General features: G+C 71.8%; 24 protein-coding genes and 1 pseudogene. 22 read left to right on the top strand and 3 right to left on the bottom strand.

What is annotated here, in order from left to right; all coding sequences use genetic code 11:
- Positions 1 to 33: 33 nt before the first annotated feature.
- Entirely contained in the window at positions 34 to 1,122 is a 1,089-nt protein-coding gene (locus ABZU52_RS12005) for a hypothetical protein (protein ID WP_354971072.1), read from the bottom strand.
- A gap of 130 nt (positions 1,123 to 1,252) precedes the next feature.
- On the opposite strand from ABZU52_RS12005, the gene ABZU52_RS12000 reads away from it, so the two are divergent.
- Positions 1,253 to 2,356 (top strand): histidine kinase, encoded by a 1,104-nt coding sequence (locus ABZU52_RS12000; RefSeq protein WP_354971071.1) that lies wholly within the window; start codon positions 1,253 to 1,255, stop codon positions 2,354 to 2,356.
- Entirely contained in the window at positions 2,353 to 2,985 is a 633-nt protein-coding gene (locus ABZU52_RS11995) for a response regulator transcription factor (RefSeq protein ID WP_354971070.1), read from the top strand. Before ABZU52_RS12000 ends, ABZU52_RS11995 begins: the two co-directional genes overlap by 4 nt.
- Before the next feature lie 18 nt (positions 2,986 to 3,003).
- On the opposite strand, the gene ABZU52_RS11990 is transcribed toward ABZU52_RS11995, so the two are convergent.
- Positions 3,004 to 3,144, bottom strand: coding sequence for a hypothetical protein (locus ABZU52_RS11990; RefSeq protein WP_354971069.1), 141 nt, complete (start codon positions 3,142 to 3,144; stop codon positions 3,004 to 3,006).
- Between the two features lie 203 nt (positions 3,145 to 3,347).
- Between ABZU52_RS11990 and ABZU52_RS11985 the strand changes: the two genes are divergently transcribed.
- Positions 3,348 to 3,986, top strand: coding sequence for a hypothetical protein (locus ABZU52_RS11985; protein ID WP_354971068.1), 639 nt, complete (start codon positions 3,348 to 3,350; stop codon positions 3,984 to 3,986).
- 281 nt (positions 3,987 to 4,267) lie between these two features.
- Complete coding sequence (locus ABZU52_RS11980; protein ID WP_354971115.1) at positions 4,268 to 4,684, top strand: hypothetical protein; 417 nt, start codon at positions 4,268 to 4,270, stop codon at positions 4,682 to 4,684.
- 19 nt (positions 4,685 to 4,703) lie between these two features.
- On the opposite strand, the gene ABZU52_RS11975 is transcribed toward ABZU52_RS11980, so the two are convergent.
- Positions 4,704 to 7,871, bottom strand: a complete 3,168-nt coding sequence (locus tag ABZU52_RS11975; RefSeq protein WP_354971067.1) for a BTAD domain-containing putative transcriptional regulator — start codon at positions 7,869 to 7,871, stop codon at positions 4,704 to 4,706.
- Between the two features lie 262 nt (positions 7,872 to 8,133).
- Here ABZU52_RS11975 and ABZU52_RS11970 point away from each other — a divergent pair, with 262 nt between their 5' ends.
- From ABZU52_RS11970 to ABZU52_RS11885, 18 genes and pseudogenes are all read left to right on the top strand, one after another.
- Positions 8,134 to 9,126 (top strand): AarF/UbiB family protein, encoded by a 993-nt coding sequence (locus tag ABZU52_RS11970; RefSeq protein ID WP_354971066.1) that lies wholly within the window; start codon positions 8,134 to 8,136, stop codon positions 9,124 to 9,126.
- A 136-nt stretch (positions 9,127 to 9,262) separates the two neighbouring features.
- Positions 9,263 to 9,559, top strand: coding sequence for a LysR family transcriptional regulator (locus tag ABZU52_RS11965; protein WP_354971065.1), 297 nt, complete (start codon positions 9,263 to 9,265; stop codon positions 9,557 to 9,559).
- Positions 9,556 to 10,611, top strand: coding sequence for a polyprenyl synthetase family protein (locus ABZU52_RS11960; RefSeq protein WP_354971064.1), 1,056 nt, complete (start codon positions 9,556 to 9,558; stop codon positions 10,609 to 10,611). Before ABZU52_RS11965 ends, ABZU52_RS11960 begins: the two co-directional genes overlap by 4 nt.
- A gap of 562 nt (positions 10,612 to 11,173) precedes the next feature.
- Entirely contained in the window at positions 11,174 to 12,322 is a 1,149-nt protein-coding gene (locus ABZU52_RS11955) for a sedoheptulose 7-phosphate cyclase (protein WP_354971063.1), read from the top strand.
- The gene (locus ABZU52_RS11950) at positions 12,322 to 13,059 is read left to right on the top strand and encodes a cupin domain-containing protein (protein ID WP_354971062.1); all 738 of its coding nucleotides are present in this window, start codon (positions 12,322 to 12,324) and stop codon (positions 13,057 to 13,059) included. The genes ABZU52_RS11955 and ABZU52_RS11950 overlap by 1 nt, the downstream gene beginning before the upstream one ends.
- Positions 13,056 to 13,427 (top strand): hypothetical protein, encoded by a 372-nt coding sequence (locus tag ABZU52_RS11945; RefSeq protein ID WP_354971061.1) that lies wholly within the window; start codon positions 13,056 to 13,058, stop codon positions 13,425 to 13,427. The genes ABZU52_RS11950 and ABZU52_RS11945 overlap by 4 nt, the downstream gene beginning before the upstream one ends.
- Positions 13,424 to 14,506 carry an alcohol dehydrogenase catalytic domain-containing protein gene (locus ABZU52_RS11940; RefSeq protein WP_354971060.1) on the top strand — a complete coding sequence of 361 codons (1,083 nt, stop codon included), beginning with the start codon at positions 13,424 to 13,426 and terminating at the stop codon, positions 14,504 to 14,506. The genes ABZU52_RS11945 and ABZU52_RS11940 overlap by 4 nt, the downstream gene beginning before the upstream one ends.
- The gene (locus ABZU52_RS11935; RefSeq protein WP_354971059.1) at positions 14,503 to 15,165 is read left to right on the top strand and encodes a cupin domain-containing protein; all 663 of its coding nucleotides are present in this window, start codon (positions 14,503 to 14,505) and stop codon (positions 15,163 to 15,165) included. The genes ABZU52_RS11940 and ABZU52_RS11935 overlap by 4 nt, the downstream gene beginning before the upstream one ends.
- Positions 15,162 to 15,944, top strand: a complete 783-nt coding sequence (locus ABZU52_RS11930; protein WP_354971058.1) for an SDR family oxidoreductase — start codon at positions 15,162 to 15,164, stop codon at positions 15,942 to 15,944. The genes ABZU52_RS11935 and ABZU52_RS11930 overlap by 4 nt, the downstream gene beginning before the upstream one ends.
- Positions 15,934 to 16,497: a VOC family protein gene (locus ABZU52_RS11925; protein ID WP_354971057.1), complete on the top strand. Its 564-nt coding sequence runs from the start codon at positions 15,934 to 15,936 to the stop codon at positions 16,495 to 16,497. Before ABZU52_RS11930 ends, ABZU52_RS11925 begins: the two co-directional genes overlap by 11 nt.
- A complete protein-coding gene (locus ABZU52_RS11920; RefSeq protein ID WP_354971056.1) occupies positions 16,494 to 17,567 on the top strand; it encodes a prenyltransferase in 1,074 nt (357 codons plus the stop codon). The genes ABZU52_RS11925 and ABZU52_RS11920 overlap by 4 nt, the downstream gene beginning before the upstream one ends.
- Positions 17,564 to 18,256, top strand: a complete 693-nt coding sequence (locus ABZU52_RS11915; protein WP_354971055.1) for a hypothetical protein — start codon at positions 17,564 to 17,566, stop codon at positions 18,254 to 18,256. The genes ABZU52_RS11920 and ABZU52_RS11915 overlap by 4 nt, the downstream gene beginning before the upstream one ends.
- A gap of 179 nt (positions 18,257 to 18,435) precedes the next feature.
- Positions 18,436 to 20,028, top strand: coding sequence for an ABC transporter substrate-binding protein (locus ABZU52_RS11910; RefSeq protein WP_354971054.1), 1,593 nt, complete (start codon positions 18,436 to 18,438; stop codon positions 20,026 to 20,028).
- Positions 20,029 to 21,006: an ABC transporter permease gene (locus tag ABZU52_RS11905; protein WP_354971053.1), complete on the top strand. Its 978-nt coding sequence runs from the start codon at positions 20,029 to 20,031 to the stop codon at positions 21,004 to 21,006. It begins immediately after the preceding gene.
- On the top strand, positions 21,003 to 21,851 hold the full coding sequence (locus ABZU52_RS11900; RefSeq protein WP_354971052.1) for an ABC transporter permease: 849 nt from the start codon (positions 21,003 to 21,005) through the stop codon (positions 21,849 to 21,851). The genes ABZU52_RS11905 and ABZU52_RS11900 overlap by 4 nt, the downstream gene beginning before the upstream one ends.
- Positions 21,848 to 24,481: a nickel ABC transporter ATP-binding protein NikE gene (gene nikE / locus ABZU52_RS11895; protein WP_354971051.1), complete on the top strand. Its 2,634-nt coding sequence runs from the start codon at positions 21,848 to 21,850 to the stop codon at positions 24,479 to 24,481. Before ABZU52_RS11900 ends, nikE begins: the two co-directional genes overlap by 4 nt.
- Positions 24,482 to 24,599: 118 nt before the next feature.
- Positions 24,600 to 25,472, top strand: coding sequence for a metallophosphoesterase (locus ABZU52_RS11890; RefSeq protein WP_354971050.1), 873 nt, complete (start codon positions 24,600 to 24,602; stop codon positions 25,470 to 25,472).
- A pseudogene (locus ABZU52_RS11885) lies at positions 25,469 to 25,647 on the top strand (4'-phosphopantetheinyl transferase); the annotation flags it as partial. The gene ABZU52_RS11890 and the pseudogene ABZU52_RS11885, both read left to right, overlap by 4 nt.

Genomic DNA, 25,647 nt, shown 5'->3' with positions numbered 1-25,647 from the left:
TCGGTGCCGTCCTGGTCAGCAACGTCACGCGGGTCAACTCGACATTGACCTGGTGTTGAGCGGCGCGTCGGGCCGGGCGGGTCCTGCGCATGCCGCGCACGGGCGGCGGTGGCGCAGCCGGTAGGCCGCCGCCGCCGCGGCCAACGCCGCACCCCAGACCGGCCACAGCAGGCTCGGCCCCATCGCCGCCCAGTTGCCCCTGCTGGGGTCGAGGTACAGGGCCCGCGCGAACATCAGCCCGGCCGAGGTGACCAGCAACGCCACGGTCATCGCCGGCACCATCACCGCCGCCACCGGCACCCGCCGTCCGCCCAACACCGGGATCCAGCGCGGGAAGACCTCCCCCCAGGGACGGATCAGCCCGATGGTCAGCACCGAGCCGATCAGGCCCATGCTCCCCATCGCCGCGCCGACCCACCAGATGCCCGGCATCTCCTGGTCCATCTCGCGCAGGTCGGCGGCACTGAAGCCGAACGGCACGCCGAGCGCCCACGCCCACCGGGTGGCCGCGTACAGCACGGGAGCGCCAGCCGCGATCCAGACCGCCACCGTGCCCCACCGCGCGGCGTCACGATCGCGACCGGTACGCCCGCACGCCCCGCAGGCGCCGGTGCGGGCCCGCCGGTGCGCGAGCGCGGCGAGGGCGAACAGCACCCCGCCGGCGATGCAGATGAACTGGTTGACGACCGGCCAGGGCACCTGGGACGCGAACGTCACGCCCTCCGGCCAGCCGAACGGCTTGCCCACCAGAAAGACCGGGAAGTGTCCGACCGCGACCAACGGCCGGTAGTCGGGAACGATGACCCCGAGGACGAGCGCGATCGCCCAGGCCACCGCCTCCAACGCGACACCGAGCCGTCCGGGCCAGATCCGCGCCGCGAGGAGCCCGGCCAGGACGGCGGCGGCCACGGCGGCAGCCGCGATCACCGGTGCGGCGCCCTCCTGGGTGACACCGCCGAGGATCGACATGCCCTTCTCGATGCCGGGGTCCGGGTCAGCGGCGCCGAACGGGAAGCCGGGCCCACCGGCCGCCCAGGACAGCGCGAGTATCGCGTACGCCAGCGCCCACAGCGCCGCGACAGCCGGCCAGGTCGCCACACGAAAGTGCACAGGTGTCGTCATACGAAGACCGTCGCCCCGGACGGCGGACCGGCACCATCTCCCGATCGGCAGGTTGTCCGGCGGGCAACCGTTGCTCTCTCTGCCGTCCGGCGGACTGCTCAACCATCGACCGGACGCCTACGCTGACCGGGTGACCTACCCGCCGGACGACGCGATCGGAGCGCTGGCGATCGTGCCCGCCCTGACCGCGGGCGGTGCCGTGCTCACCGCGGTGGTCGGCTGGCGACGCCGGGGCGTCCTGTCCGCCCGGGGTGGGATCGCGGCTGGCGTCGTCTCGCTGGTGGCCACCGCCGGCATGGTCACCACCCGGCCGGACTACGGTGCGCTGGCCGGAGTGGTCGGGCTCGCCGAGTGCGCGGCGCTGCTGCTGCTGGTCGCCGCCGCGACCCGGTGGGCCACGCCACGACAGGCCATCCCGGGTGTGGTCGTCGCGGCGCTGGCGGTGGCCGTGTGCGTGCTGCGGTTCCTGCCCTCCGACTCGCTCCTCGACGCGGTCGGCGCCTGCGCGCTGTGGTCTATCGGGCCGCTCGCCGCGGTCGTGGTCGGCGGATACGCCCGGCTCGCCGAAGACCGCCGGATCCGATCGGTCGCCGCCGCGCAGCACGCCCAGCGCGTCGCCCTCTCCCGGGAACTGCACGACTTCGTCGCGCACGACGTCAGCGGCATCGTCGCGCTGGCGCAGGCCGCCCGGTTCGTCGCCGACACCGACCCGGGCCGGGCGCTGGAGGCCCTCGCCCGCATCGAGGCCGCCGGCCTGCAGGCCCTCCAGACGATGGACCGTACCGTGCACATGCTGCGGCACCTGTCCGATCAGCCGGACGCACCCGCCGCCGCGACCCCCGGCCTCGCCGACCTGCCCGCGCTGCTCACGCGCTTCAACGACACGGTACGCGTCGACGCCGACCTCGATCCGGACCTCGTGGCCGTCGTGCCACCGGAGGTCGGCGCGACGGCGTTCCGGCTGGTGACCGAGGCGCTGACCAACGTACGCCGGCACGCGCCCACGGCCACCACCGTCGAAGCGACGGTACGCCGGACGTCCGGGTCCGCGCTCGCGGTGACCGTCACCAACGACGGCCCGGCGCACCGCCAACCAGCGCGACCGATGCCGGGCAGCGCGTCCGGCCTCGCCGACCTCCAGGAGCGGATAAACCTTCTCGGTGGCTCCCTCAGCGCGGGCGCGTACGGCGACGGCTGGCGGGTCGCCGCCGTCCTGCCACTGGGGTCCAGATGAGCATCCGCATCCTCGTCGTCGACGACCAGGAGAACGTCCGCATCGGCTTCCGGCTCGTCCTCGACAGCCAACCCGACATGACTGTGGTGGGGGAAGCCGCCAACGGCACCACGGGGCTGGAGCTGGCGCAGCACCTCCGCCCCGACGTGGTCCTCGCGGACATCCGGATGCCCGGGATCGACGGACTGGAGCTGACCCGGCGAATGGCTGGAACCGGGCCGCGCGTGATCGTCGTGACGACGTTCGACCTGGACGACTACGTGACCACCGCGTTGCGGGACGGCGCCTGCGGATTCCTGCTCAAACGATCGGGACCGGCGCTGCTGGTCGAGGCGGTCCGGTCCGCGATGGCCGGCGACACACTGATCAGTCCACAGCTGACCATTCGACTGCTGCGCCGGCTTCCCCCCGCACCGTCGACCGTGGCCGACCCCCATGCGCTGACCGTCCGGGAACGCGAGGTCGCCCGGTCGGTGGCCCGTGGCAGCACCAACGCCGAGATCGCCGCCGAACTGGCGATCTCGGCCGGCACGGTGAAGACACACATTGCCAACATCCAGGCGAAGCTCGGCGCACGCAACCGGGTCGGCATCGCGGCCTGGGCGTGGTCGACCGGCCAGGCCGGGTGAGGTGGCAGCAGCGGGTCGTCAGTCGGTGATCACCGGCCAGGCGTACGCGAGCAGGGCGCAGGCGGCGCCCAGCAGAGCCAGCGAGACACCGCGAGTCCGCAGCGGCAGGGCGGCGAGCACGAGCAGGATGACAGCGACGACGTACATGGTGGGACTCACACGGGCAACCATCGACGGCGATAGCCGGTATCGTCAGCGGCGGCTCGCCGCTGCCGTGTCGACCGGCACGCACGGGCCGGAAGTTGTTCTGCCCCAACGGTTTCAGGGCCGCGTGCCCCGGCGTCGATACGGACGCCGCACCTCTCGGCGGAGGAACGCCGGGCACCGTTGGTGGCACCGCGCCCACACAGGACGGAAAACACATGCGACGAATCCTCACCGCGCTGCTGACGACCGCGGCGGCGGTCATCCTGGTCCCCGGTACGGCGTCCGCCTCGCCCGCCGAGCCGACGCAGTCGTGCGGACCGATCCAGCTGACCGGCAGCCTCACCCTGCCGGAGCCTGGCACCGTGATCCGCCAGTCGGTCTCCATCGGCGACGACTGCCAGGTCGTCACCGGGCGGGCCCAGGTCGTCGCCGCGCCGACCGGCCGGACGCGACTCGCCGCCGCGCCCTACCACACCTACTCCGAGATGTACGACTGCTGTGGCATCGTCATGTCGGCGCTCTACACCGACAGCACCAGGACCACGTCGGGCGGACAGGTGACGTCGTCGTCCACCACGTTCTCCACCCGCGTCAACCGCGAGCCGTGGAACGCCGGATGGTCGGTGCGCACCGCCACCAGCAGTGGCGGGTGCGCCTCCTCCTGCCCGTCCGCCGTGTACGACCACCACGCCGAGTTCTCCTACCAGGGGATCTTCGACCCCACCGGCGACTGGTACTACAACATCCACGACTCCAAGGTCGTGCTCAACGGTGACGGCACGGCCACCTGCCAGCAGACCGTGAACCTACGGCACACCTTCATCGGGTGGAACTGGGTGCACGGCTGCGGCTGACCGCCGCCGTGGCGCCAATCCCACCGGTCAGGCGCGTGGCTCGACAATGGCTGTCGCCCACCAGAAAATTCCGAATGGCCCTCATGAGAGCGCGCCCGACAGGAGTAATTTGAGTGATATTTCCGCACGGCCGGATTGTCGACGGGGTTCCCAGGTGGGTGGTGTGGTGCGCTTACGCGGTCCCTCTCACGGTCCTTCCCTCCGGCATCTGGCGCATCGCTCTCGTCGCGGCGGGCGTCCATCTCATGGAGGAGACGCCGGCACCCGGAGGACGTGGTCCGGTGGTGTGGGACGGCCCGGTGTACGTGATAACCCTCAGTATCGTCAGCGAACTGCTCGCACTACTGACGGTTGGCCTGGTCGCGGTCTGGGGTGAGGTCGTCCCACGCTGGGTCCCCGGTCTCGGCGGGCGGCGCATACCGGTGCTCGCTGCGGTCGTACCGGCCGCGATCGGCGCCACGATCTGCACCGTCCTGTGGCCGTACGCCTTCCTGATGCTGGTCCTAGGGCAGAAGCTGAACGGCGACCCGGGGGTCATGCAGTTCAGCGACTGGCAGGCGGTGGCCTTCTGGGGCACCTATCTACCGCTCGTACTGTGGGGACCGCTGGTGTGGATCTGCACTGTCCACTACTGGCGGCGCCGCACGTCCGCGCGACGGTCCGCATCAGCGCCGGCCGACACGGCAGCCCCTGTCTGAGCCGGCGGGACGGTCGCCCTCACCGATGCCCCGGATCGGTGCGGGTCGACTGTCCGGCGGTGATCTGGTCCAGCAATGTCTGCGCAGCGGCGCGGCCCGCATGCTGACCGTGCCGCTCGCACACCGCGATGGCCTCGCGGCAGGTCTGCTCGGCTTCGGCGACCGCACCCTCGGCCAGTTGGATCGCGGCGAGGCGTCGCAGGACGGTGCCGTGGTGCAGCCAGAACTTGCGCCGCCGCACCAGGGCGTCGGCCTCCATGACGTGGCCCCGGGCCGAGGCCAACTCGCCCAGCTCGCGTTCGGCGGCGGCCAGTTGCAGCAGCGCCTCGATCTCCCCGTTGAGGTAGTCGATCTCGACGGCGAGTGTCCGGGCCTGGAGGCCACAGCGCCGGGCGCCCTGCGGGTCCTGTTGCGCCCACAGACACGCGGCGAGGGCGTTGAGCGCCTCCGCCTCGGTACGGCGGTGGTTGATCGTGCGCGCCACCTGGAGCGCCTCCTCGGCGAACCGCCGGGCCAACGCGAAGTTTCCCAGGTCGAAGTGGGTGCCGGAGATGGCCACGGCGGTCCGGCCCTCGCCGAGACGCGAGCCGAGCCCCCGGAACTGGGCGAGCGTGCCCAGTAGGTGCCCGAGCGCCTCCGCCGCGCGCCCCTGTTCGCGGTAGGTGCCGCCGAGGTCCAGCCGGACGCCGACGACCGAGTACTCCCGGCCGAGCTTCGTACCGGATTCGGCCGCCTCGGTGAGCAACTGCGCGCTGCGGGCCAACTCGCCCTGGTACCGGTAGGCGATACCGAGCCCGTGCGCGGCGGCGACCTCGTAGAAGGCGGACACCGGCGCGGTGTTCAACTCCCGGATCCGCTCGAAGCTCTGCACCGCGACGTCGAGCTGGCCGATCCACAACGCGGCCATGCCGAGCGCGTTCACGCACACCACCTGGTACTGCCGGTCGCCGAGGCGTTGGTAGAGCTCGGCGGCCCGATTGAGGTGGTCGACGCCGAGTTGCTGCCGCCCTGCGGTGATGTACGCGTGCCCCAGGCTGAGCCGCATGATGGCCTCGCCCTGCTCGTTGGCCGCACGCAGCGCGGCCTTGAGCCCCAGCCGGGTGACCGCGATCCACTCGGTGTACCGCTCGGTCAGCGCCAGCGGTGAGGTCAGCGCGTCGCCGAGGTGCCAGGCGGACTCCAGCGGCCCGAAGGAGGCCGCGTACGCCACCGCCGAGTGCAGGTTGTCGCGTTCGTCGTCGATCCAGGCGACCGCCTCGGCGCGGTCGGCGAATGCCGGTGGTGGCACCGAGGTCGAGCTGGGCGGCAGCCGGGGCATCGGCCGGTGGGGTTCGATGACCCGGGACGCGGCGCTTGTCGCGTGGGCGAAGAAGTCGAGGTCGCGACGGATGGTCGCGGTCTGCTCGGCTTCGCTCTCCTCGGCGCGGACGCGCTGCACGGCGTACACCCGAAGCAGGTCGTGCAGGCGGTAGCGACCGCCGGAGCCCTCGACGAGGTTGGCGGCGGCCAGACTGCCGAGCATGGCGCTGGCCTCGCCCAACGACGCGTCCAGCAGCGCGGCGGCGGTGTGCGCGGTGAAGGACGGCCCGGGGTGCAGGCCGAGCAGGCGGAACCAGCGCTGCTGCTCGGCCGGCAGCGCGTTGTACGAGTGCTCGAACGTCGCGCGCACCGCGCTGTGCCGGTCACCCTCCAGGGAGAACACCGACAGCCGGTCGTCACCGTCGAGCTGGGCCACATAGCTCTCGACGGACTCGTGCGGACGGGCTGCCACCATGGCGCCGGCGATCCGCAGGGCGAGCGGTAGGAAACCGCAGAGCTGCGCCAACCGGCGCACCGCCGCCGCCTCCGCGCCCGCCCGGTCCGCCCCGATCATGCTCGCCAGCAGATCCTCGGCCGCACGCTCGCGCAGCGGGTCGAGGTTGAACCGGCGGGCGCCCTGCATGGCGGTCAGCCCTTGCATGTGCGCACGGCTGGTGATGAGGACCGCGCACTTGCTGGTGGCCGGCAGAAGCGGGCGGACCTGCTCCGGGTTGCGCGCGTTGTCCAGGACGATGAGCACACGCTTGTCGGCGAGCAGCGAGCGGTAGAGCATGATCTGCTCGTCGAGGTCGAGCGGAATGGTGTCGGCCGCCGCGCCGAGGCCCCGCAGCAGGCGCGGCAACAGCTCACCCGGGTTCAGGGCCGGGCCGACCCCGAAGCCGTGCAGGTCGGCGAAGAGCTGCCCGTCCGGGAAGTGTTCCCGCACCGCGTGACCGACGTGCACCGCCAGGGCGGACTTGCCAACCGCCGGCATTCCGGACAACACCACGATCGGTGGAGCGGCGACGTCCCGATCGGGGACGAGGATGTCGGCCACCGTGGCGGCCAGATGGCGACGGCCGACGAAGTCGACGACATCGGGGGGCAGCTGGGACGGCGCCACAGTGGGGCGGGCGCTCACCGGTTGCCGGACCGGTGCCGGCTCCGCCAGACCGGGATCGCGATTGAGCACCCGCTGGTACAGCCGTTGCAGCTCCGCGCCGGGGTCGATGCCGGTCTCGGCGGCGAGGACGCCGCGCGCCTCGTGGTAGGCGGCCAGCGCGTCAGCGTTGCGACCGTCCCGGTACAACGCCAGGATCAACTGCGACCAGAAGCCCTCGTGCAACGGATGTTCGCCGGTGAGCTGCCGGAGCCTGCTGATCACCTCGGCATGCGCGCCTCGTTGCAGGTCGGCATCGATGCCGCGCTCGACGGCGGCCAGGCGCTCCTCGGCCAAGCCGCTCAGCTCGTACCGCTGAAGGTAATCGGAGGAGACGTCGGCCAGCGGGGTCCCCCGCCACAGCAGCAACGCCTTTCTCAGCACCTCGGACTTCGTCACCGGGTCGTCGGCGCGGCCGAAACGCTCCGCCTCGGCGACGAGCGCCCGAAACTGGTGGAGATCGACGTGCTCGCGGTCGACCGCCAATCGATAACCGTTGGCCGTCGTCGCGATGACCTCCTCGCCGAGGAGCCGCCGCAGACGCCGGACATAATTGTGCACCGCGGCCTTAGGATCAACAGGAAGGTCCTCGTCCCAGAGAGCCGCGTACAACTCGGCCAGCGACACCGCACTGCCGGCCCGTAGGGCCAATAGGGCGATGAGCGCACGCTGCTTCGAAGCCCGGACGACAATCAGCTCGCCCCCGTCGCGGATCTCGAGCGGCCCCAAGACCCCGAATCGCAGATCCATATTCCCCCGCCGTCGACGTCGTCTAACGCTGTGGATGGACGACGGCACGATCTTAGCCACTCGGGATAAGCGCCGGGTACCCGTAGCGATCATGATCGGCTACGCGACGTCCCGCCGCCGAGCCGTCGAAGCATGGATCGAATGCTCTAAACCCCCCTGGACAATCAGCGAGCGGACAGTTCCACTCATATCTGTGAGGTTCCGCCGCATAGTGTTCCGGGGTGACGCGCGAGGTTCCGCGATGCCGCCGGCAGTTCTGCGGCACATCGTCGCCGACGAAGCGCCGCAGATCAGACACCTCGACGAGCGCCCGGTGGCCGTCGGCGCGCTGGCGCAGGTGCATCGCGCGGTCTGGCCGGACGGCCGCGCGGTGGCGGTCAAGGTGCAACACCCCGATGCCCCTACCGCGCTGCGCGACGAGCTCGACCGCGTACGACTCAGCTTCCACGCGCTACACCTGGTCTTTCCCGGTCAGCCGATAGCACCGCTGTGGGCCGAGTTCCACAGCGATGCCGTGACCGAACTGGACTGTGCCGCTGAGGCGGAGCACCAGAGCGCCTTCGCGGCGGCGTACCGCGGAGACGCGAAAATTCTCGTCCCGGACGTCCGCCACGTCGGCAGGCGGCTGCTCGTGACGGACTGGGTGGAGGGTGAGCCGCTCACCGAGATCATCGCGGCCGGCGACCGGCGGCGGTGCGACGACGTCGCGCACCGGATGACGACCTTCCAGCTCAGCGCTCCGGCCCGGGTCGGCCTCGTGCACGCGGACCCCGCCAGCGACAACTTCCGGGTGCTGCCGGACGGCAGCCTCGCGGTGCTCGACTTCGGCGCCGTCGCGCCGTGCCCCGACGGGCTCCCCCGCGAATTCGGGCACCTGCTGCGCGCGATGCTCGACCGCGACGCGGAGCGGCTGGCCGAGACCCTGCGGACGTTGGGCGTGCTGACCGCGCCCGGCCAGATCGCCCCACACCGACTGCTGACCCTCGCCGAGTCCACTGTGCTGCCGGTGCTCGAACCCGGCTTCCGCTTCGACCGGCGCTGGCTGCGCCGGCAGGTAGGATCGCTGGCTCTCGGCGGTGGTCTGGCCGTCGCCCGCGAGGTTCGGTTGCCGCCGGGGCACCTGCCGCTGCTGCGCATGGTCGTGGGAACCGTGCACCTGTTCTGCCGGCTCAACGCCCACGCGGACTTCGCCGGGGCGCTCGCCACCTGGCTGCCCGGCTTCCAGGAGGCGTGAGCCGTCGGCGGGCCGGACCGCCGCGATAGCGGAACGATAGCGATCGGATCACCACGGTGGCAGAAGCTCGGGGAGCGAGGCGGTCAGCAAGGCCACGTTCGACCGACCCGCATCTACAAACCGGGGGATTGATCCAATGCACGAGCGGGAGTTGAGAGCATTCGTTGCCATCGTCGAGGCGGGCAGGATGGACTACGCCGCCACCTCACTCGGCTACTCACAGCCGGCGATCAGCTACCAGATCAAGTGCCTTGAGCAGCAGCTGGGGGCTCGGCTGTTCTTTCGGCACCCAGACGGCGCCCAGTTGACCCCGGAGGGCGCCATGGTGCTGCCCTCCGCACGGGCGGTCCTGGCTCTGCTGGACGGGATCAAGGAGGTGACCGGGCGGCAGAACCGGCCGGCCACCCTGGAGAAACTCCGGGTCGCCGGATGATGGTCGAGACCGTGCTGCCGGCCCCCTCCGCGGGGCCCACGCTGGCGAGGCACCTGGACGTACGTGCCTGCGTCGAATCCTTTGACGCGGCCCTCGCCTCGACGGTCCGCTCGACGCTGGCCGAGGTGGAGACCGAGTTGCGTCGACGGGTCGTCGCGCCCGGCGACCCGTGGTTGAGCGAGGCGGCCGGACACCTGCTCCGGGCCGGCGGCAAGCGGCTCCGCCCCCTGTTGGTGATTCTCGCCGCGCAGACGAGCCGCCCCGACCCGGCCCGGGTGCTGCGGGCCGCCATCGCCGTCGAACTGATGCACGTCGCCACGCTGCACCACGACGACGTGATGGACAACGCGACGCTGCGGCACGGAGTGCCGAGCGCGAACGCCCGGTGGGGAAACCGGCTGGCTGTCCTGGTCGGCGACCACCTCATGGCCGTCGCCTGCATGACGGCGCTCGAGGTCGACACGCACCTGGTGCGCCGACAGGGCTGGACGCTCACCAGGCTGGTGCGGGGTCAGGCCACGGAGGGGTTGGCGCTGCGCGCCGGCGAGGACGCCGTGGAGCAGTACCTACAGGTGGCGTCGGACAAGTCGGCGTCCCTCTTCGCCCTCTGCGGCTGGGCCGGCGCCGCCTGCGGCGACGCCGACGAGGCGGTGGCGGAGGCGCTCGGCCAGTACGGCGAGGCGCTCGGTGTCGCCTTCCAGATCTCCGACGACCTGCTCGACATCGTGGCCGACCCGGCCGCCTCGGGTAAGACCCGGGGCATCGACCTGCAGAAGGGGGTACGCACCCTGCCGATCCTGCACGCGCTGGCCGCCGGCGATCAGCACGCGGAGCGGCTCGACGAGATCCTGGCCAGGGGCGCGGTCGACGACCCCGCGCTGCGCCAGGAGGCGCTGGAGCTGTTGCGCACGTCGCCGGGACTGGAACGCAGCTACGAGGACCTGCGCAAGCACGCCGCCATCGCGGAGAACAGCCTGGCCCGGGTTCCGGAGGGGCCGGCCAGGGACGCGCTGCTGACCGTGTCCGACTTCGTCGTCCGACGGACGTACTGACAAGCCGACGAGATACATCAGCGACACTGGAGTGACGTAGATCACACGACACCGAATCTTCCCATTCGCGACTCATGTCCTTCCTGGGCACAGATAAAAATGTTGAATAACGCCAGCCCGGTGCACAGGGACCGGGGTCAATTGGCGCGACGCACGGCTGGCCAGGCCGCCCGGGTGACCGGGCGGCCCGGAATGCGTCACAGGTTGTTGCGGAGCCATCGCCGACCAATTAACCTTCGTGAGGATCGATCGATCGGCATGGCTGGCGGTCGACCAGCCCGACGACAACGGGGGGATTTCGAGGATGCTTCGCTCGACAAGATTGGCGATTCGCCGCGCGCCGGGTCCGGCCCTACCACCTCGCACTGGCTGTCCCCAGCGCCACTGAGTTCCGGAGCCACGCACGGGGGCTGATTCCCCGTGGCCGCTGGAGGAATTCTTCCGACACGCCCCGGCTGGCGTTCTTTCGTCACGCCGTTTCACCGCAGTCCCGCTCGCACTTTCAGCCTGCCCGACGCATTCAACCGCCGATGGCCGTCGCGATAAGCGGAGCTCGCACTTCATGAGATCAACGAAGACTTACCACGTCCGCGCCCAAATGCAGGCCGACTACGACGTCGTCTGCGCTGACAATATTCTGGACCCAGCAAGTGAAGAACTCGTCAACCGGGGAAGACGGCCTGGAAACCACGATCAACGCCGATTCGTCGTGCTGGATCGAGCAGTCGACGAATTCTATGGAAATAGTATACGAGCCTATTTCGAGCAGCATCACGTGGAGTGCCGCTATCTGGTGATGCCCGGCGGCGAACAACGCAAGGTGATGGACTCGGTACTGGCCGTCGCCGAGGCGCTCGACGACTTCGGCATCGACCGTCGCCGGGAGCCGGTCATCTCCATCGGCGGCGGAGTCCTGCTGGACCTGGTCGGCGTCGCCACCGCACTCTACCGACGGGGCCTGCCGCACGTGCGGGTGCCGACCACCCTGATCAGCCTCGTGGACGCGGCCATCGGCGCCAAGACCGGGGTCAACCACGGCGTGCACAAGAACCGCCTGGGCACCTTCCAGACACCGACCGCGGTGCTGCTGGACCGCCGGTTCCTCGCCACCCTCGACGAGCGGCACGTCCGCAACGGCGTGGCCGAGATAGTCAAGCTGGCGATCGTCCGGGACGAGCGGCTGTTCGAGCTGCTCGAAGAGGACGGTGACCGGCTGGTCGAGGAGAAACTCCAGGGCCGCTCGCCGGCTGGCGAGCGGGTCGCGACGGAGCTGGTGCACCACTCGGTGCAGGGCATGCTGGCCGAGCTGGCGCCGAACCTCTGGGAGAACAACCTCTACCGGCTTGTCGACTTCGGTCACTCGGTAGGCCCGACGATCGAGATGCTGGCCGGCGGCGACCTGCTGCACGGCGAGACCGTGGCGATCGACATGGCCCTGTTCACGACCGTGGCGGCGCGTCGCGGCCTCATCGAGGACAAGGACGCCCGGCGCATCCTCGAACTGCTGCACCGGTTCTCGCTGCCCACCGACCACGCCCTGCTCGACGACGACGTGCTGCGGCGCGCGATGGCGGACACCGTTCGCCACCGCGACGGGATGCAACGACTGCCCGTGCCGGTGGGCGTCGGCAAGGCCGCCTTCCTCAACGACGTCACGCAGGACGAACTCCGCTCCGCGCTGCGACACAACCGGGCGGAGGCCGTCAGCTGATGATCATCGCTGACGCGACGGCGCCGACCGAGGTCCACGGCGTACACGGTGCCGAGGGCACCTCCTGGTGGAAGTGCTTCGTCCGGGGCGCCGAGCTGGCCGGGGGGTGGGAGGCGGTCGAGTGGGCCCGTCTACCGCCCGGCGGGCTCAGCGGCGAGCACCTGCACACCCGCACCGAGGAGGTGTACATCCTGCTCACCGGCAGCGGTCAGATCCTCCTCAACGGCCGGTCCACGCCCGTCCGGGCCGGAGACGTCGTCCTCACCGGCATCGGCACCCGGCACGGACTACTCAACACCGGTCCGGCCACGCTCAGCTGGCTGGTGGTCGAGGTGCTGGGGCCGGACACCGCGGCCGTGTTCGGCCGTCCAATGGCCGGCGGCGCGTCCGCCGGACGATCGGAGAGGAACGCGGCCATGCCCGCTGCCCAGGTGTTCCACCTACAGGAACCCGGCGAGATCGACCCACGCGAGGTCCTCACCGGACCGCTGCGCCGGATAGCGCGCCAGCGACTCGCCCCGGCGCAGGCGGACACCGTCGTGGCGGACGGCAGCGAGTTCACGCTCTTCGTGATCGCCGGCTCCGGCACGATCGCGTCCGGCCCGGCATCCGCCCCGCTCGGGCCGGAGGTGTCCGTCACGCTGCCACTCGGCAGCACCGCCACGGTCACCGCCGGGCCGGACGGCCTGGAGCTGTTCTCCCTGGAGTTGCTCGTCCCGGACGGGGCTGCGGCGTGATCGTCGGCACCGGAGCCGCGCCCGCCCGCCAGCTGGGCGGATCCGGACCGGAGCGCCGGCTCCGCTGTCTGGCCCGGCGCGGCATGCTGCACAGCGAGTGCCAGGCGATCGACCACATCCGGCTGGCCGCCGGGGACCACCTCGACCTGACCGAGGCCGCCGGCCACGAGACGGCCTGGGTGGTGTGCCGGGGGCGGGCCCGCCTGACCGGTGAGCCGGGCGAGCTGACCGCCGGCGACGTGGTCGTGGTGCCGGTCGACGCACGGCCGAGTCTGACCGTCCTCACCGGCCCGGTGGAGCTGCTGCGGGTCGCCGTGCTGGCCGACGAGACCGCCCGTCGTCTGCCGCGAAGGAGGCCGGTGGCGTGATCACCAGCAGCCAGCCGGCCACCCGGTCGGCGTCCGGCACCTGGCCCGACGGCGCGATGAGCGCCACCGCTCTGGTGGGCCGGCACACCGTCGCCGAGATAACCCTTCCGGTGCCGTCGCCGGCGCCCGGGACGGTGCTCGTGCGCCCCCGCCACGTCGGACTCTGCGGGACGGACCTCGAGCTGTTCCACGGTGACTCCGGTTACCTGCGGTCCGGGCGCGCCCACTACCCGCACGTCTTCGGTCACGAATGGTGGGGCGAGGCGGTGGCGGTCGCCCCGGACGTGCGCGATCTCGCGCCCGGCGACCCGGTCGTCGGGCAGACCATGCTCCCCTGCGGCGGATGCGGCAGCTGCCTGCGCGGTCGCCGCCAGCAGTGTCGCCGGATGACCGAGGTCGGCCTGTACGGGCAGCAGGGTGCCACGGCCGACTACGTCCGGCTGCCCGCGCATGCCCTGCACCGCCTCCCGCCCAGCCTGGCCGAACCATGGGCGGTGCTCGTCGAGCCCGCGGTCACGGTGGTCGAGGCCCTCCGTCGGGCCGGGGCGACAGCGACCGACCGGGTGGCCGTCCTCGGCACCGGCACCATCGGGCTCCTCGCGGTGCAGTTGGCCCTTCGGGTGACCGCGACGGTGACGGCGCTCGGCGTGCAGCCGTCCGGACTGGACGCCGCCGCCCGGTACGGCGCCGTGCCGCACCTGGCCGGCGACGTACCGACGGGGGATTTCTCGCTCGTGATCGAGGCCTCCGGCGCGCCCGAGGCGTTCGCGCACGCCCTCGAGTTGGCCGAGCCCGGCGGCCGGGTCGCCCTGGTGGGCGTGGCGTACGAGCAGGTGGCCGTCACCCCCGGCGACCTGGCGCTGCGCGGGCTGTCCGTGCTCGGCGTCCAGCACGGCATCGACCACTACCCGGACGTGATCCGGCTCTTCGATCACGGGGTGCTCGACGGCGCGGGGCTGCTCACGTCCCCGGTGCCGCTCGGGCGGGTGGCCGACGCCTTCGCGATGCTCGCCGCCGACCGGGGCGCCCGCCCGAAGGTCGTCCTCGACCTCGACCGGCGAAAGGACGGGCCGGCGTGAACGTGCTGACGGGGACCGACGCCGGGACCGGGCGGCTGACCGGCCGGCACGGCCATGTCGAGGTGCGCCGGCTGGACCCCGGGGAGGCGCTGCCGGAGGGCGCGGCGGGCACCGAGTCCGCCGTGGTCGTCCTGTCCGGCACGCTGTCCGGCCTCGACCGGGGGGCCACACTGTTCCTCCCTCCGGGCGGCCCGGCCGACCTGACGGCGGGCCCGGAGGGGGCCGCGCTGCTGCTCGTACGGGCCGGGGGCGCCGAACGGCCGACGGTGGCGACGCCCCTCCCGGACGGCACCGACCACGTGTCGTCGGCGGTGCTCGCCGCCGGTGGCGGATTCTCCGACATGCGGGTGCGATGGCTCGTCTGCGGCTCCGCCGGGGGCAGCACCCGGTTGGTCGTGGCGACATCGACGTTCGCGCCGGACGGCCACCACGAACTGCATCGGCACCCGAGCGCCGAGGAGTTCTTCATGGTGCTCGACGGCAGCGGCGAGCACCTCACCGAGACCGGCGCGATCCGGCTCGGTCCGGGTGACGTGGTGCTGGTCGGGGCCGGTGAGTGGCACGGCTACCGGACCGACCCGGGTGTCACCACGACGACGGTCTACGGCTATCTCGGGGCGGCGAGCCTCGACGAGGCGGGATACGAGGTGCGCGCGTGACAAACCGGACAGTGATCGTGACCGGTGCGAGTTCCGGGATCGGCAGGGCGGCGGCACTGTGTCTCGCGGAGCGCGGCTTCGACGTCGGTATTGGCTACAACAGCGGTCGGGCCGCCGCCGAGGAGGTCGCCGCGACGATCGGCGCGCTCGGGCGGCGCGCGGTCCCCTTCGCGCTGGACCACCGCGACCCGGGCGCGGCGGCGGCGGCCGTGGTCGCCGCCGCCGAGGAGCTGGGCGGGCTCGACGGCTTCGTCAACAACGCCGCGGTCAACCGGCGCTCCGCCTTCCTGGACGAGACCGTCGACGAGTGGAACGAGCTGCTGACCGTCGACCTCACCGGCCCGTTCGCCTGCGCCCAGGCCGCCGCGCGCGTGCTCGTCGCGCAGGGGCGTGGTGGACGCATCGTGAACGTCAGCTCGGTGCACGACTCGGTGCCGATCCGGGGCGGCTCGGCGTACTGCGCCGCCAAGGGTGGCCTGCTGATGCTGACCCGGGTGATGGCGCTGGAGCTGGCCGAGCACGGCATCGCCGTCACCGCGATCAGCCCCGGCGAGACGGCAACGCCGATGAACGGCGTACCCGACGACGTGGACGCCGCCGAGATCGAGCGTCCGGCCATCCCGGTCGGCCGGCCTGGACGCGCCCGGGAGGTGGCGGCCCTGGTGGCGTACCTGCTCGAGCCGGACGCGGCCTACGTGACCGGGACGGCCATCACGATCGACGGCGGCCTGACCCTGATGAGCGCCATCCCCAACCAGGAGTACGCACATGGCATCTGACGAACGCCACCCGATCGGCATCCCCGGCGCCCGCGCCGTGCACCATGTCGCCTACACCGTGCCCGACCTCGACCAGGCGGTCCGGTTCTTCGTCGACGTGATCGGCGCCGAGCTGGTCTACCAGCTCGACCGGGTCGCCGACCCGGACGGCGGCGACTGGATGACGCGCAAGCTGGCCGTGCACCCCGCGGCGGTCGCCCGGATCGCGATGCTGCGCCTCGGGCCGGTCACCAACCTGGAACTGTTCGAGTACGACAGCCCCGATCAGCGGCGGACGCTGCCGCGCAACAGCGACTGGGGCGGTCACCACCTGGCGATCCACGTCGACGACGTGGACCGGGCGGTGGCCTACCTCGAACAGCAGCCGGGCGTACGGTTCCTCGGCAAGCCGGAGACCATCGAGGACGGTCCGATCGCCGGCGACCGGTGGGTCTACTTCACCACGCCGTGGGGCATGCACCTGGAGCTGATCAACCTGCCGGCCGGGGCGCCCTTCGAGGAGGCGACCGACGCCCGCCTGTACCGGCCGGAACAACAGTGGACGAATCGATGAGCCGAACCGGGGCGGCCGGTCGCTCACCGGCCGCCGACCTCGCGCTGCTGGTCCGGTTGGGTCGACCGAAGTTCCTCCTGGAGAGCGTGCTGATGGTGACCTGCGGCGTCGCCGTGACGGTCTACCTGGGTCATCCGTTCCTGATCGGCCCGTGGTTGGTGGCCCAGGCGTTCGTCACCACGACGCACCTGATGACGCAGTACTGCAACGAGTACTTCGACCTGGAGGCGGACAGCGCGCACACCGGGCCCACCGCCTGGACCGGCGGCAGCCAGGTGCTCGCCCAGGGTCTGCTGCCCGCGTCGATCAGCCTGGCGGCCGCCTTCGTGCTGCTGTTCCTGTCCGTCGTCCAACTGGCGGTCATGCCCACCCTGGCCGCGAGGCTGCTGTGCGTGGCGATCGTGGCGTTGGCCTGGTTCTACACCGCGCCACCGATCCGGTTGAACTACCGGGCGCTCGGTGAGGTGACGACCGGGGGCGTGCTCATCCTGCTGTGCCCCGCGCTGGCCTGCCTGCTGCAGATCGGCACGCTGCCTCCGCTGCTGTTCGCCGTCACCACTCCCCTGTTCCTGGTCATGACGGCCCGGATGATCGTGATGAACTACTGCGACCGGGACTCGGACCGGTCGGTCGGCAAGCGGACCCTGCCGAACACGCTCGGCCCCCGACGGGCCGCCTGGCTGTTCACCGCGTTGCAGGCGACCGCGTACGTCCTCCTCGTCGCGGTCACCGCCGCCGGGGTCCTGCCGCTCGCGGTGGGTGTCGCGCTGCTGGCGACCGCCCCGTGGGCCGTCCTGCTCTGCCAGCGCCTTCTCGGCGCGCCCCCGTCGGTCGACGACGCGTCGGGCGGCAACCGGCTGGCGGGCGCCGCGACGGTGCACGCGGCGGCCACTGGTTACGTCGCGCCAGCCGCTCTCGTGGCCGCAGCCGCGGTCCGCCACGGGTTCACCGAGGCGGTGCTCGGCGCTCTCCTGCCGTTGGCGATCTACACGGTGTTGTTCGTGGCGCAGTGGCTCAGCGAGCACCGCGCCGCGTCCCCCCAGCGAATGACGGAGGTGTCTCGCGCATGAACTCGTCGATCCTGGCGGCTCTGCCACCGGTCCTGGATCCCCGCCAGCACGCCGACGCGCTGGTCCCGACCATCGCCTTCGGCGTGGTGGGCATCTGCACCTTCACGGTCTACATCATGATGTTGCGCCGTCAGATCATCGAGAAGGTCCCGGCGATCCCCGTGTTGGCGTTGTGCGCCAACATCTCGTGGGAGATCACCTACGCCTTCATCTACCCGATCTACCCGCAGATGCGGATCACCCTCTACTTCTGGATCCCGCTCAACCTGGTGATCCTCTTCCTGGCGGTCCGCTACGGCCGGCGCGACTTCCCCTCCCTGTCCCGTACCGCCTACGGCTGGCTGATCGCCGGGTGGAGCCTGTTCGCCCTGACGTTCATGCCACTGGCGACCCGCGAGTTCGACGACCGGTTGGGCGTCTACACGACGGTGTTCGTCGTCGTGTTCATGGACGCCGCGTTCGTCGTCATGCTGTGGAACCGACAGTCCACGATCGGCCAGACCATGTACATCGCCATCCTCAAGATGGTCGTGGACGTCTCCGGCGCGGTGGGCCTGATCATCTGGTTCCCGGACCGGTGGCTGCTGCATCAGATGATCGCGGCCGAGGTGGTACTCGGCGCGCTGTACATCGTGCTGCTCTACCGGCGCTTCCGAGCGGAGGGCGCCTCACCGTGGCGCAAGATCTGACCGGTGGGCCGGGTCGCCGCGCCACCCCGCATCCCGGTCGAGCCGCCCGCTCGTCGCCACACCGGCACCGGTCGGGAGCCGCGGACCCTTCGCACGGCACCGAGTCCGGTGATCCCCTCACCTCGGGACGGAAAGCCACCGCTTCCGGCCCGGGTTCCAGCGAACGAAAGATGACCCCGATGAGAATCCGCACGCTCGTACTGGTGACGGCCGCGACCGCGATCCTGACCGGATGCACGGGAAAGTCGGAGTCGGGCGGCGGCGACGGCGCGACACCGCGCGCCGGCGGCACCCTCACCTTCGCGACGGACACCGACCCCGGCTGTCTCGACCCGCACCAGTCTCCGGCGGCGGCCGCGCTGCTCACCGGCCGCGGCGTGGTCGACTCCCTGGTGGCCCAGGACCCGCGCACCGGTGACGTCGTCCCCTGGCTGGCCGAGTCCTGGAAGACCGACGAGCGGGCCACCACGTACACCTTCACGCTGCGCGGCGACGCGACCTTCAGCGACGGGGCGCCCGTCGACGGGGCCGCGGTGAAGGCGAACCTCGACCGGATCGTCGCGCCCGCGACCAAGTCGCTGCTGGCCGCCGGCTTCCTCGCCGGGTACGCGGGGACCACGGTGACCGCCGACCGCACGGTGGAGGTGCGGTTCAGCCAGCCGAACGCCGGGTTCCTCCAGGCCGCCACCACGGCGTTCCTCGGAATACAGTCACCCGGCTCGTTCGCCGCCGGACCGGCGGCCACCTGCCGCAAGATCGTGGGCAGCGGCCCGTTCACCGTGAGCGACTACGTCCCCCAGCAACGCGTGACGCTCGCCCGCCGGACCGGTTACCGGTGGGCGCCACGGACAGCCGCCCACCAGGGCGACGCCTTCCTGGAGAAGGTCGTCCTCACCATCGCGCCGGACAACGGCGTCCGCAGCGGCAGCCTGCGCAGCCGCCAGGTGGACGCGGCCGGCAACGTGACCCCCCGGGACGCTGTCGCGCTGGGCGAGGCCGGCTTCGACGTCCACCGGCGCGAGCAGGCCGGCATCGCGTACAGCCTGTTCATCAACGGCGCCAAGGCGCCCTGGACGGACGCGGCGCTGCGGCAGGCGGTGGCGCACGCGGTCGACCGCGCCCAGGTCGTCAAGACGCTCTACCAGGACCAGTACGCGCGGGCCACCAGCGTGCTCACCCCGACCACACCGGGCTACCGGGCGAGCGAGACCACCACGTCGGCCGCCGAGGCGAAGCGACTGCTCGACGCGGCCGGGTGGCGGGCCGGGTCCGACGGCATCCGCGCCAAGGACGGCCAACGGCTGACGCTGCGCTGGACGTACGTGTCGCCCGCGCGGGAGCAGCGCGACCTGTTGGCGCAGCTGGTGCAACAGCAGCTGCGGGCGGTCGGGGTGGAGGTGCTCCTCGACCCGGCACCGGCCGGTGACGTGATCCGCCGGCAGACCACCGGTGACTGGCAGATGGGCGACATCAGCTTCCTGCGCGCCGACGCCGACGTGTTGCGCACGGTTCTGCAGTCGTCAGCCGGCGGACGGCCCCCGATCGTCAACGACCCCACCCTCGCCGCCGCTCTCGCCGAGGGCGCCGGCACCCTCGACCCGGAGGTGCGGAAGACGAGCTACGCCCAGGCCCAGCAGCGGATCGCCGAGCAGGCGCTGGCCATCCCCGTCTACAACCCGACGTACCTGCTGGCGACGGGCGACCAGGTGCGGGCGGCGACGTTCGACGCCCAGGGCCTCCCTCAGTTCTACGACACCTGGCTGGACCACTGAATGAGCTGGATCCGGCGCGGTGACCGGGGCGGGATCCGCAGCACGATGGTGCGGCGGAGACTGTTCTCCGCCGTCACCGTGCTGATCGGCGTGGTGACCGTCGCCTTCGCCGTGGTTCACCTCATCCCCGGCGACCCGGTACAGACGATGCTGGGCGCCGGCGGCGCCTTCGTCGATCCGGCTCAGGAAGCCGCCCTGCGCCACGAACTCCGCCTGGACGGCCCGCTGCACGAGCAGTACTTCGCGTTCCTCGCCTCGGCGGCGCAGGGCGATTTCGGGACCTCGTTCCAGACCGGAGAGCCGGTCACCCAAATGATCGCCGAGGCGGCGCCGGCGAGCCTGTCGCTGGCCGGGGCCGCCCTGCTGCTCGGCGCGCTGATCGGCACCGGCATCGCCGTGCTCTCCCGGCTGACCAACTCACGCCTGCTCGCATCGGCGCTGGCGGTGTTGCCGGTGCTGGCGATGTCGCTGCCGGCGTACTGGGTGGCGGCGCTGCTGTTGCAGTTCTTCTCGTTCCGGCTCGGCCTGGTCCCGGCCCTGGGCGGGACGGGCATCCGAGGGCTCGTCCTGCCCGCCCTGACCATGTCGTTGCCCACCGCCGGGGTCGTCGCGCAGGTGCTCGCCTCCGGGTTGCGCGCGGCCGAACGCGAGTCGTACGTCCTCATGGCGCGGGCCAAGGGCGCCACCCGGTCACGGGTGGTCTTGCGGCACATGCTCCGCAACACCGCGCTGCCGGTGATCACACTGACCGGGACGACGGTGGGCAGCCTGCTCGGGGCGGCCGTCGTCACGGAGACGATCTTCGGGCGACCCGGCCTGGGCCGCCTGATCATCAGCGCGCTCAACGCGCACGACTACCCCGTGATCCAGGGTGTGGCCGCGGTGCTCGGCGCGACCATGATCCTGATCAGTCTGCTGGTGGACGTGCTGTTCACGTACCTCGATCCGCGGGTGATCTCGACGGCGGTCTGGCGATGACGCTGCTGGCGGTGCTTCAGCGCCGCGCCGGTCGGCCGGGACGGCGGACGCCACCGGTCACCGTGGTCGCGGCGGCCCTGATCCTGCTCGCCGGGCTGGCCTGCGTCGTGGCCCCCGGCCACCTGGCCCCCCACCCGCCCGACGCGGTGGCGCCCGAGGCGGCCCTGCTGCCGCCCGGCCTCGGTCATCCGCTGGGCACCGACGAACTGGGCCGTGACCTGCTCAGCCGGGTGATCCACGGCTCCCGCCTGTCGCTGCTGGTGGGGGCCGCCGCGACGGTGCTCGCCCTGCTGGCCGGCACCGCCATCGGCCTGGTCGCCGGCCTCTTCGGCGGCTTCATCGACTCGGTCCTGATGCGCGTTGTCGACGTCATGCTCTCCTTCCCCGCCCTGCTGCTCGCCCTCGGCGCGATCTCGGTGCTCGGCAGTTCCCCGACCCGGCTCGCCATCGCGGTGGGCGTCTCCAACGTCGCCACGTTCGCCCGGTTGATCCGGGGGGAGGTGCTACGGGTACGCGGGCTGGCGTACGTCACCGCGGCCACGGTGAACGGCGTGCGGCCCGCCGGGCTGCTGCTGCGGTACGTGGTGCCGAACGTCTGGGGTCCCGCGCTCGCCCTGGCGGTGCTGGGGTTCGGCGTCGCCATGCTGGAGTCGTCCTCGCTGAGCTTCCTGGGTTTCGGGCCCCGGCCACCGGCCGCCGACTGGGGGATGCTCGCCGCGGCCGGCCGGGACAACCTCGCCGACGCCTGGTGGCTGAGCACCTTCCCCGGTCTCGCCGTGGCCGTCACCGTGCTCGCCGCCACCGTCATCGGCAGGGCGGTCCAGGACCGACGGGGGATGCAGTGACCGCCGAGCCCCTGCTACGGATCCGCGGCCTCACCGTGTCGTACCCGGCGGTCGGTCGGGAGATCCTGACCGGCGTCGACCTCGACGCCCCGGCCGGGGCGACAGTGGCCGTCCTGGGCCCCTCCGGCGCCGGCAAGAGCACGCTGGTGGTGGCCATCGCCGGCCTGCTGCCGCCCGACACGCGGGTCAGCGGCGAGATCTGGTTCGACGGTATAGCCCTGCACGACCTCGACGAACGCGCCCGACGCCGGTTGCGGGGACGACACATCGCGATCATTCCGCAGGATCCGACAGTCGCCCTCAACCCGGTCCTTCCGATCGGGGTCCAGGTCGCCGAGGCACTGCTCGTGCACGGCATGGCCGGCCGCGCGAAGGCCGCCCGGCGGGCCGTGGAGCTGCTGCGGTCCGCCGGTCTGCCGGATCCCGAGACGGTGGCCGTCCGCTACCCGCACAACCTGTCCGGGGGCATGCGCCAGCGGGCCCTCGTCGCGTGCGCGCTGGCCGCCGAGCCCCGACTCGTGCTGGCCGACGAGCCGACCAGCGCGGTGGACGCGGTGTCCCAGGCCGGGGTGCTCGACGACCTGGCCAGCGTGACCACCGGCACGGGCCGCACGCTGATCCTGGTCACCCACGACATCGGTCTGGCGATGGAGCGCGCGGACTGGGGCATCGTGCTCGATCGGGGCCGCACGGTCGAGGCCGGCCCGATCGGGCGCCTGGCGAGCGCGCCGGAGCATCCGGTCACCCGGGCGCTCGTGGCCGCCGCGCCGCACTCGCGGACCGCCCGCCTGCGCCCGCGGGCCCACCCGGCAACCTCCGGTACGGCACGGGATCCGATCGGGGGCAGGCCGCTGCTGCGGCTGGAGCGGGTGAGCGTCGTCTACCGCCCCACCGGGCGACGCACCGAGCCGGTGCGGGCGCTGGTCGAGGTCGACGCCGAGGTGCGCCGAGGCGAGACCCTCGGGGTGGTCGGCGAGTCCGGGGCCGGCAAGTCCACGCTGGCGGCGCTCGCCCTGCGACTCGTCACACCCACCGCCGGGCGCGTGCTCTTCGACGGCGCGGAGGTGACCGGCCTCCGCGGCGCCGCCCTGCGCTCCTTCCGACGCCGGGCCCAACTGGTCTTCCAGGACGCGTACGCGGCGCTGAATCCGCAGATGAGGATCGGCACCGCGATCGCCGAGCCGCTGCGGGCGCTGCGCCTGGCCAACCGGGCGGATCGCCGGATCCGGGTCCGCGAGGCGGCCGACCTCGTCGGCCTGCCGACGTCCATCCTGGAGCGGCGTCCCCGGGAGTTGTCCGGCGGCGAATGCCAGCGGGTCGTCCTGGCCCGCGCGCTGGTGCTCCGGCCGGACCTGCTGATCTGCGACGAGCCCGCCTCGGCGCTCGACGCCGCCATGCAGGCCCAGGTGTTGCAACTGCTCGTGGACGTGCAGGGCGAACTCGATCTCGGATACCTGTTCATCTCGCACGACCTCGCCGCGGTCCGTCAGGTCGCCGACCGGGTTATGGTGCTGCGGCAGGGCCGGGTCGTCGAGCAGGGGGTGGCCAGCGAGGTGCTCGCTCATCCGGCGCATCCCTACACCGCAGCGCTCGTCGCGGCGACCCCCGGGCACCGGGCCACGCCGAAGCTTCCCATGCACCACGCGTCATCAGGAGGTACGTCAGCCATGTCGGTCAACCCACGCGCCGCCTCGCCGGTGGACTTCGAGCAGTTCGGGCCCTACCTGCCGAGGAACCGGGCCGGTGAACCGCTCCAGCGCAGCGAGCCGGCGTTCCGCGCGCGGATCACCGCGGACGGCTCCAGCGGCCACCCGGCCGAGCCCGGGCGGTACCACCTGTACGTGGCGGCCCCGTGCCCCTTCTCGCACCGATCCACGATCGTGCTGCACCTCAAGGGACTCCAGGACGTGGTGACGGTCTCGGTCGCCGACCCGCTGCGCGACGGGCGCGGGTGGGCGTTCCGCGAGGGGCCGGGACACGGCCTGGACGAGGTGAACGGCTTCGCGTTCCTCTCCGAGGCGTACCAGGCGACCGACCCCGACTACGACAGCCACGTCTCGGTGCCGGCGCTCTGGGACCGCCAGAGCGGCCGGATCGTCTGCAACGACTACCGGGTGCTCAGCACGGACCTGGCGACCGCGTTCGACAAGTACGCGACGAACGACGTCGACCTCTACCCGGAGGACCTGCGTCCCGAGATCGACGAACTTCACGAGTTCCTCTACACCCGGGTGCACGACGGGCCGTACCGGTGCGGCTTCGCGCGCGGCCAGGAGGCGTACGAGCACGAGGTCGCGCAACTGTTCGAGGCGCTCGACCAGCTCGACGAGCGGTTGCGGGACCAGCGGTACCTGTTCGGCGACCGGCTCACCGAGGCCGACATCCGGCTCTACGTCACGCTGGCGCGCTTCGACACCGTCTACTTCACGCACTTCAAGGCGAACCTGCGGCGGATCGCGGACTATCCCCGGCTGAGCACCTACTTCCGCGATCTCTACCAGCTGCCGGCCTTCCGGGACACCACCGACTTCGGCCAGATCAAGAACCATTACTTCCGGACGCACCCGTGGCTCAACCCGACCGGCATCGTCCCGGTCGGCCCCGCACTCGACAGCCTGTTGGGCGGCTGACCGTCGCCGGCTGATCCGGCCCCGGGGTGGGCCCCTTCAGCGCTTTCGATACGACCAGGCCACGATGGAGCACCGTTGATACGGTCGCCTCCAGCCCGCCATCGGCGCGGTGGCGAGAGTGGCCGAAACGCGAAGGGGCCTTCCTCTGGACGCGCGAACGACGGGTTCCCTGTACGCGGTCAGCGACCTGCACGTGTCGTACACCGACAACCGGGACCTGGTGGACCGACTCGAACCGGAGTCCGCCGACGACTGGCTGCTCGTCGGCGGAGACGTCGCCGACCTGTTCGCCGACGTCGAGCGCACGCTGCGGCTGCTGCGCAGCCGGTTCGGCACTGTCGTCTGGGCGCCGGGCAACCACGAGCTCTGGACCCATCCCAGCGATCCGGTGCAGTTGCGGGGCACCCGCCGTTACGAGGCGCTGGTCCGGATGTGCCAGGACAACGGCGTGCTCACCCCCGAGGACCCGTACCCGGTCTGGACCGGCCCGGACGGTCCGGTGGTGGTGGCGCCGCTGTTCCTGCTCTACGACTACTCGTTCCGCGCCCCGGGCACCCACACCAAGGAGGAGTCGCTGCGCAAGGCGTACGACGCGGGTGTGGTCTGCACCGACGAGATGGTGCTGCACCCCGACCCGTTCCCGGACCGCGAGTCGTGGTGCTGGGACCGGGTCGCCCGGACCGAGGCGAAGCTCGGCGAGATCGACAGGGCGCTGCCCACCGTCCTGCTCAGTCACTGGCCGCTGATCCGCCAGCCGACCGACGTGCTGTGGTACCCGGAGTTCGCGCAGTGGTGCGGCACCGAACGCACCGCCGACTGGCACGTACGCTTCCGGGCCACCGCGGCGGTCTACGGCCACCTGCACATCCCCCGCACGACGCACCACGACGGCGTGCGGTTCGAGGAGGTGTCCCTCGGCTATCCCCGCGAGTGGGGCCGGCGGGCCGGCCCTCCGGTGCTGCCCCGCCGCATCCTCGCCGGGCCGACATGATCCGGCGGTTGCTGCCGCCGACGGTGGTGACCGTCGACACCCGCGCCGACCGCGCCGACGAGACGGTCTTCCCGGGAGAGGCGGATCTGATCGCCAACGCCGTGGAGGTGCGGCGTCGGGAGTTCATCACCGCCCGCCGGTGCGCCCGGGAGGCGCTGCGGCAACTCGGTCACCC

This window comes from Micromonospora sp. NPDC005220, from assembly GCF_040607895.1.
Taxonomy (GTDB): domain Bacteria; phylum Actinomycetota; class Actinomycetes; order Mycobacteriales; family Micromonosporaceae; genus Micromonospora.
Note: the sequence above shows the minus strand (reverse complement) of the source record. Positions and strands in the feature narration are given on the sequence as shown.

Coding starts and splice junctions, on each gene's coding strand:
- ABZU52_RS12005 (WP_354971072.1), bottom strand. CDS start 1,122: ATGACGACACCTGTGCACTTTCGTGTGGCGACCTGGCCGGCTGTCGCG.
- ABZU52_RS11905 (WP_354971053.1), top strand. CDS start 20,029: ATGAGCTGGATCCGGCGCGGTGACCGGGGCGGGATCCGCAGCACGATG.
- ABZU52_RS11950 (WP_354971062.1), top strand. CDS start 12,322: ATGATCATCGCTGACGCGACGGCGCCGACCGAGGTCCACGGCGTACAC.
- ABZU52_RS11910 (WP_354971054.1), top strand. CDS start 18,436: ATGAGAATCCGCACGCTCGTACTGGTGACGGCCGCGACCGCGATCCTG.
- ABZU52_RS11900 (WP_354971052.1), top strand. CDS start 21,003: ATGACGCTGCTGGCGGTGCTTCAGCGCCGCGCCGGTCGGCCGGGACGG.
- ABZU52_RS11995 (WP_354971070.1), top strand. CDS start 2,353: ATGAGCATCCGCATCCTCGTCGTCGACGACCAGGAGAACGTCCGCATC.
- ABZU52_RS11970 (WP_354971066.1), top strand. CDS start 8,134: ATGCCGCCGGCAGTTCTGCGGCACATCGTCGCCGACGAAGCGCCGCAG.
- ABZU52_RS11965 (WP_354971065.1), top strand. CDS start 9,263: ATGCACGAGCGGGAGTTGAGAGCATTCGTTGCCATCGTCGAGGCGGGC.
- ABZU52_RS11920 (WP_354971056.1), top strand. CDS start 16,494: ATGAGCCGAACCGGGGCGGCCGGTCGCTCACCGGCCGCCGACCTCGCG.
- ABZU52_RS11955 (WP_354971063.1), top strand. CDS start 11,174: ATGAGATCAACGAAGACTTACCACGTCCGCGCCCAAATGCAGGCCGAC.
- ABZU52_RS11915 (WP_354971055.1), top strand. CDS start 17,564: ATGAACTCGTCGATCCTGGCGGCTCTGCCACCGGTCCTGGATCCCCGC.
- ABZU52_RS11985 (WP_354971068.1), top strand. CDS start 3,348: ATGCGACGAATCCTCACCGCGCTGCTGACGACCGCGGCGGCGGTCATC.
- ABZU52_RS11960 (WP_354971064.1), top strand. CDS start 9,556: ATGATGGTCGAGACCGTGCTGCCGGCCCCCTCCGCGGGGCCCACGCTG.
- ABZU52_RS11925 (WP_354971057.1), top strand. CDS start 15,934: ATGGCATCTGACGAACGCCACCCGATCGGCATCCCCGGCGCCCGCGCC.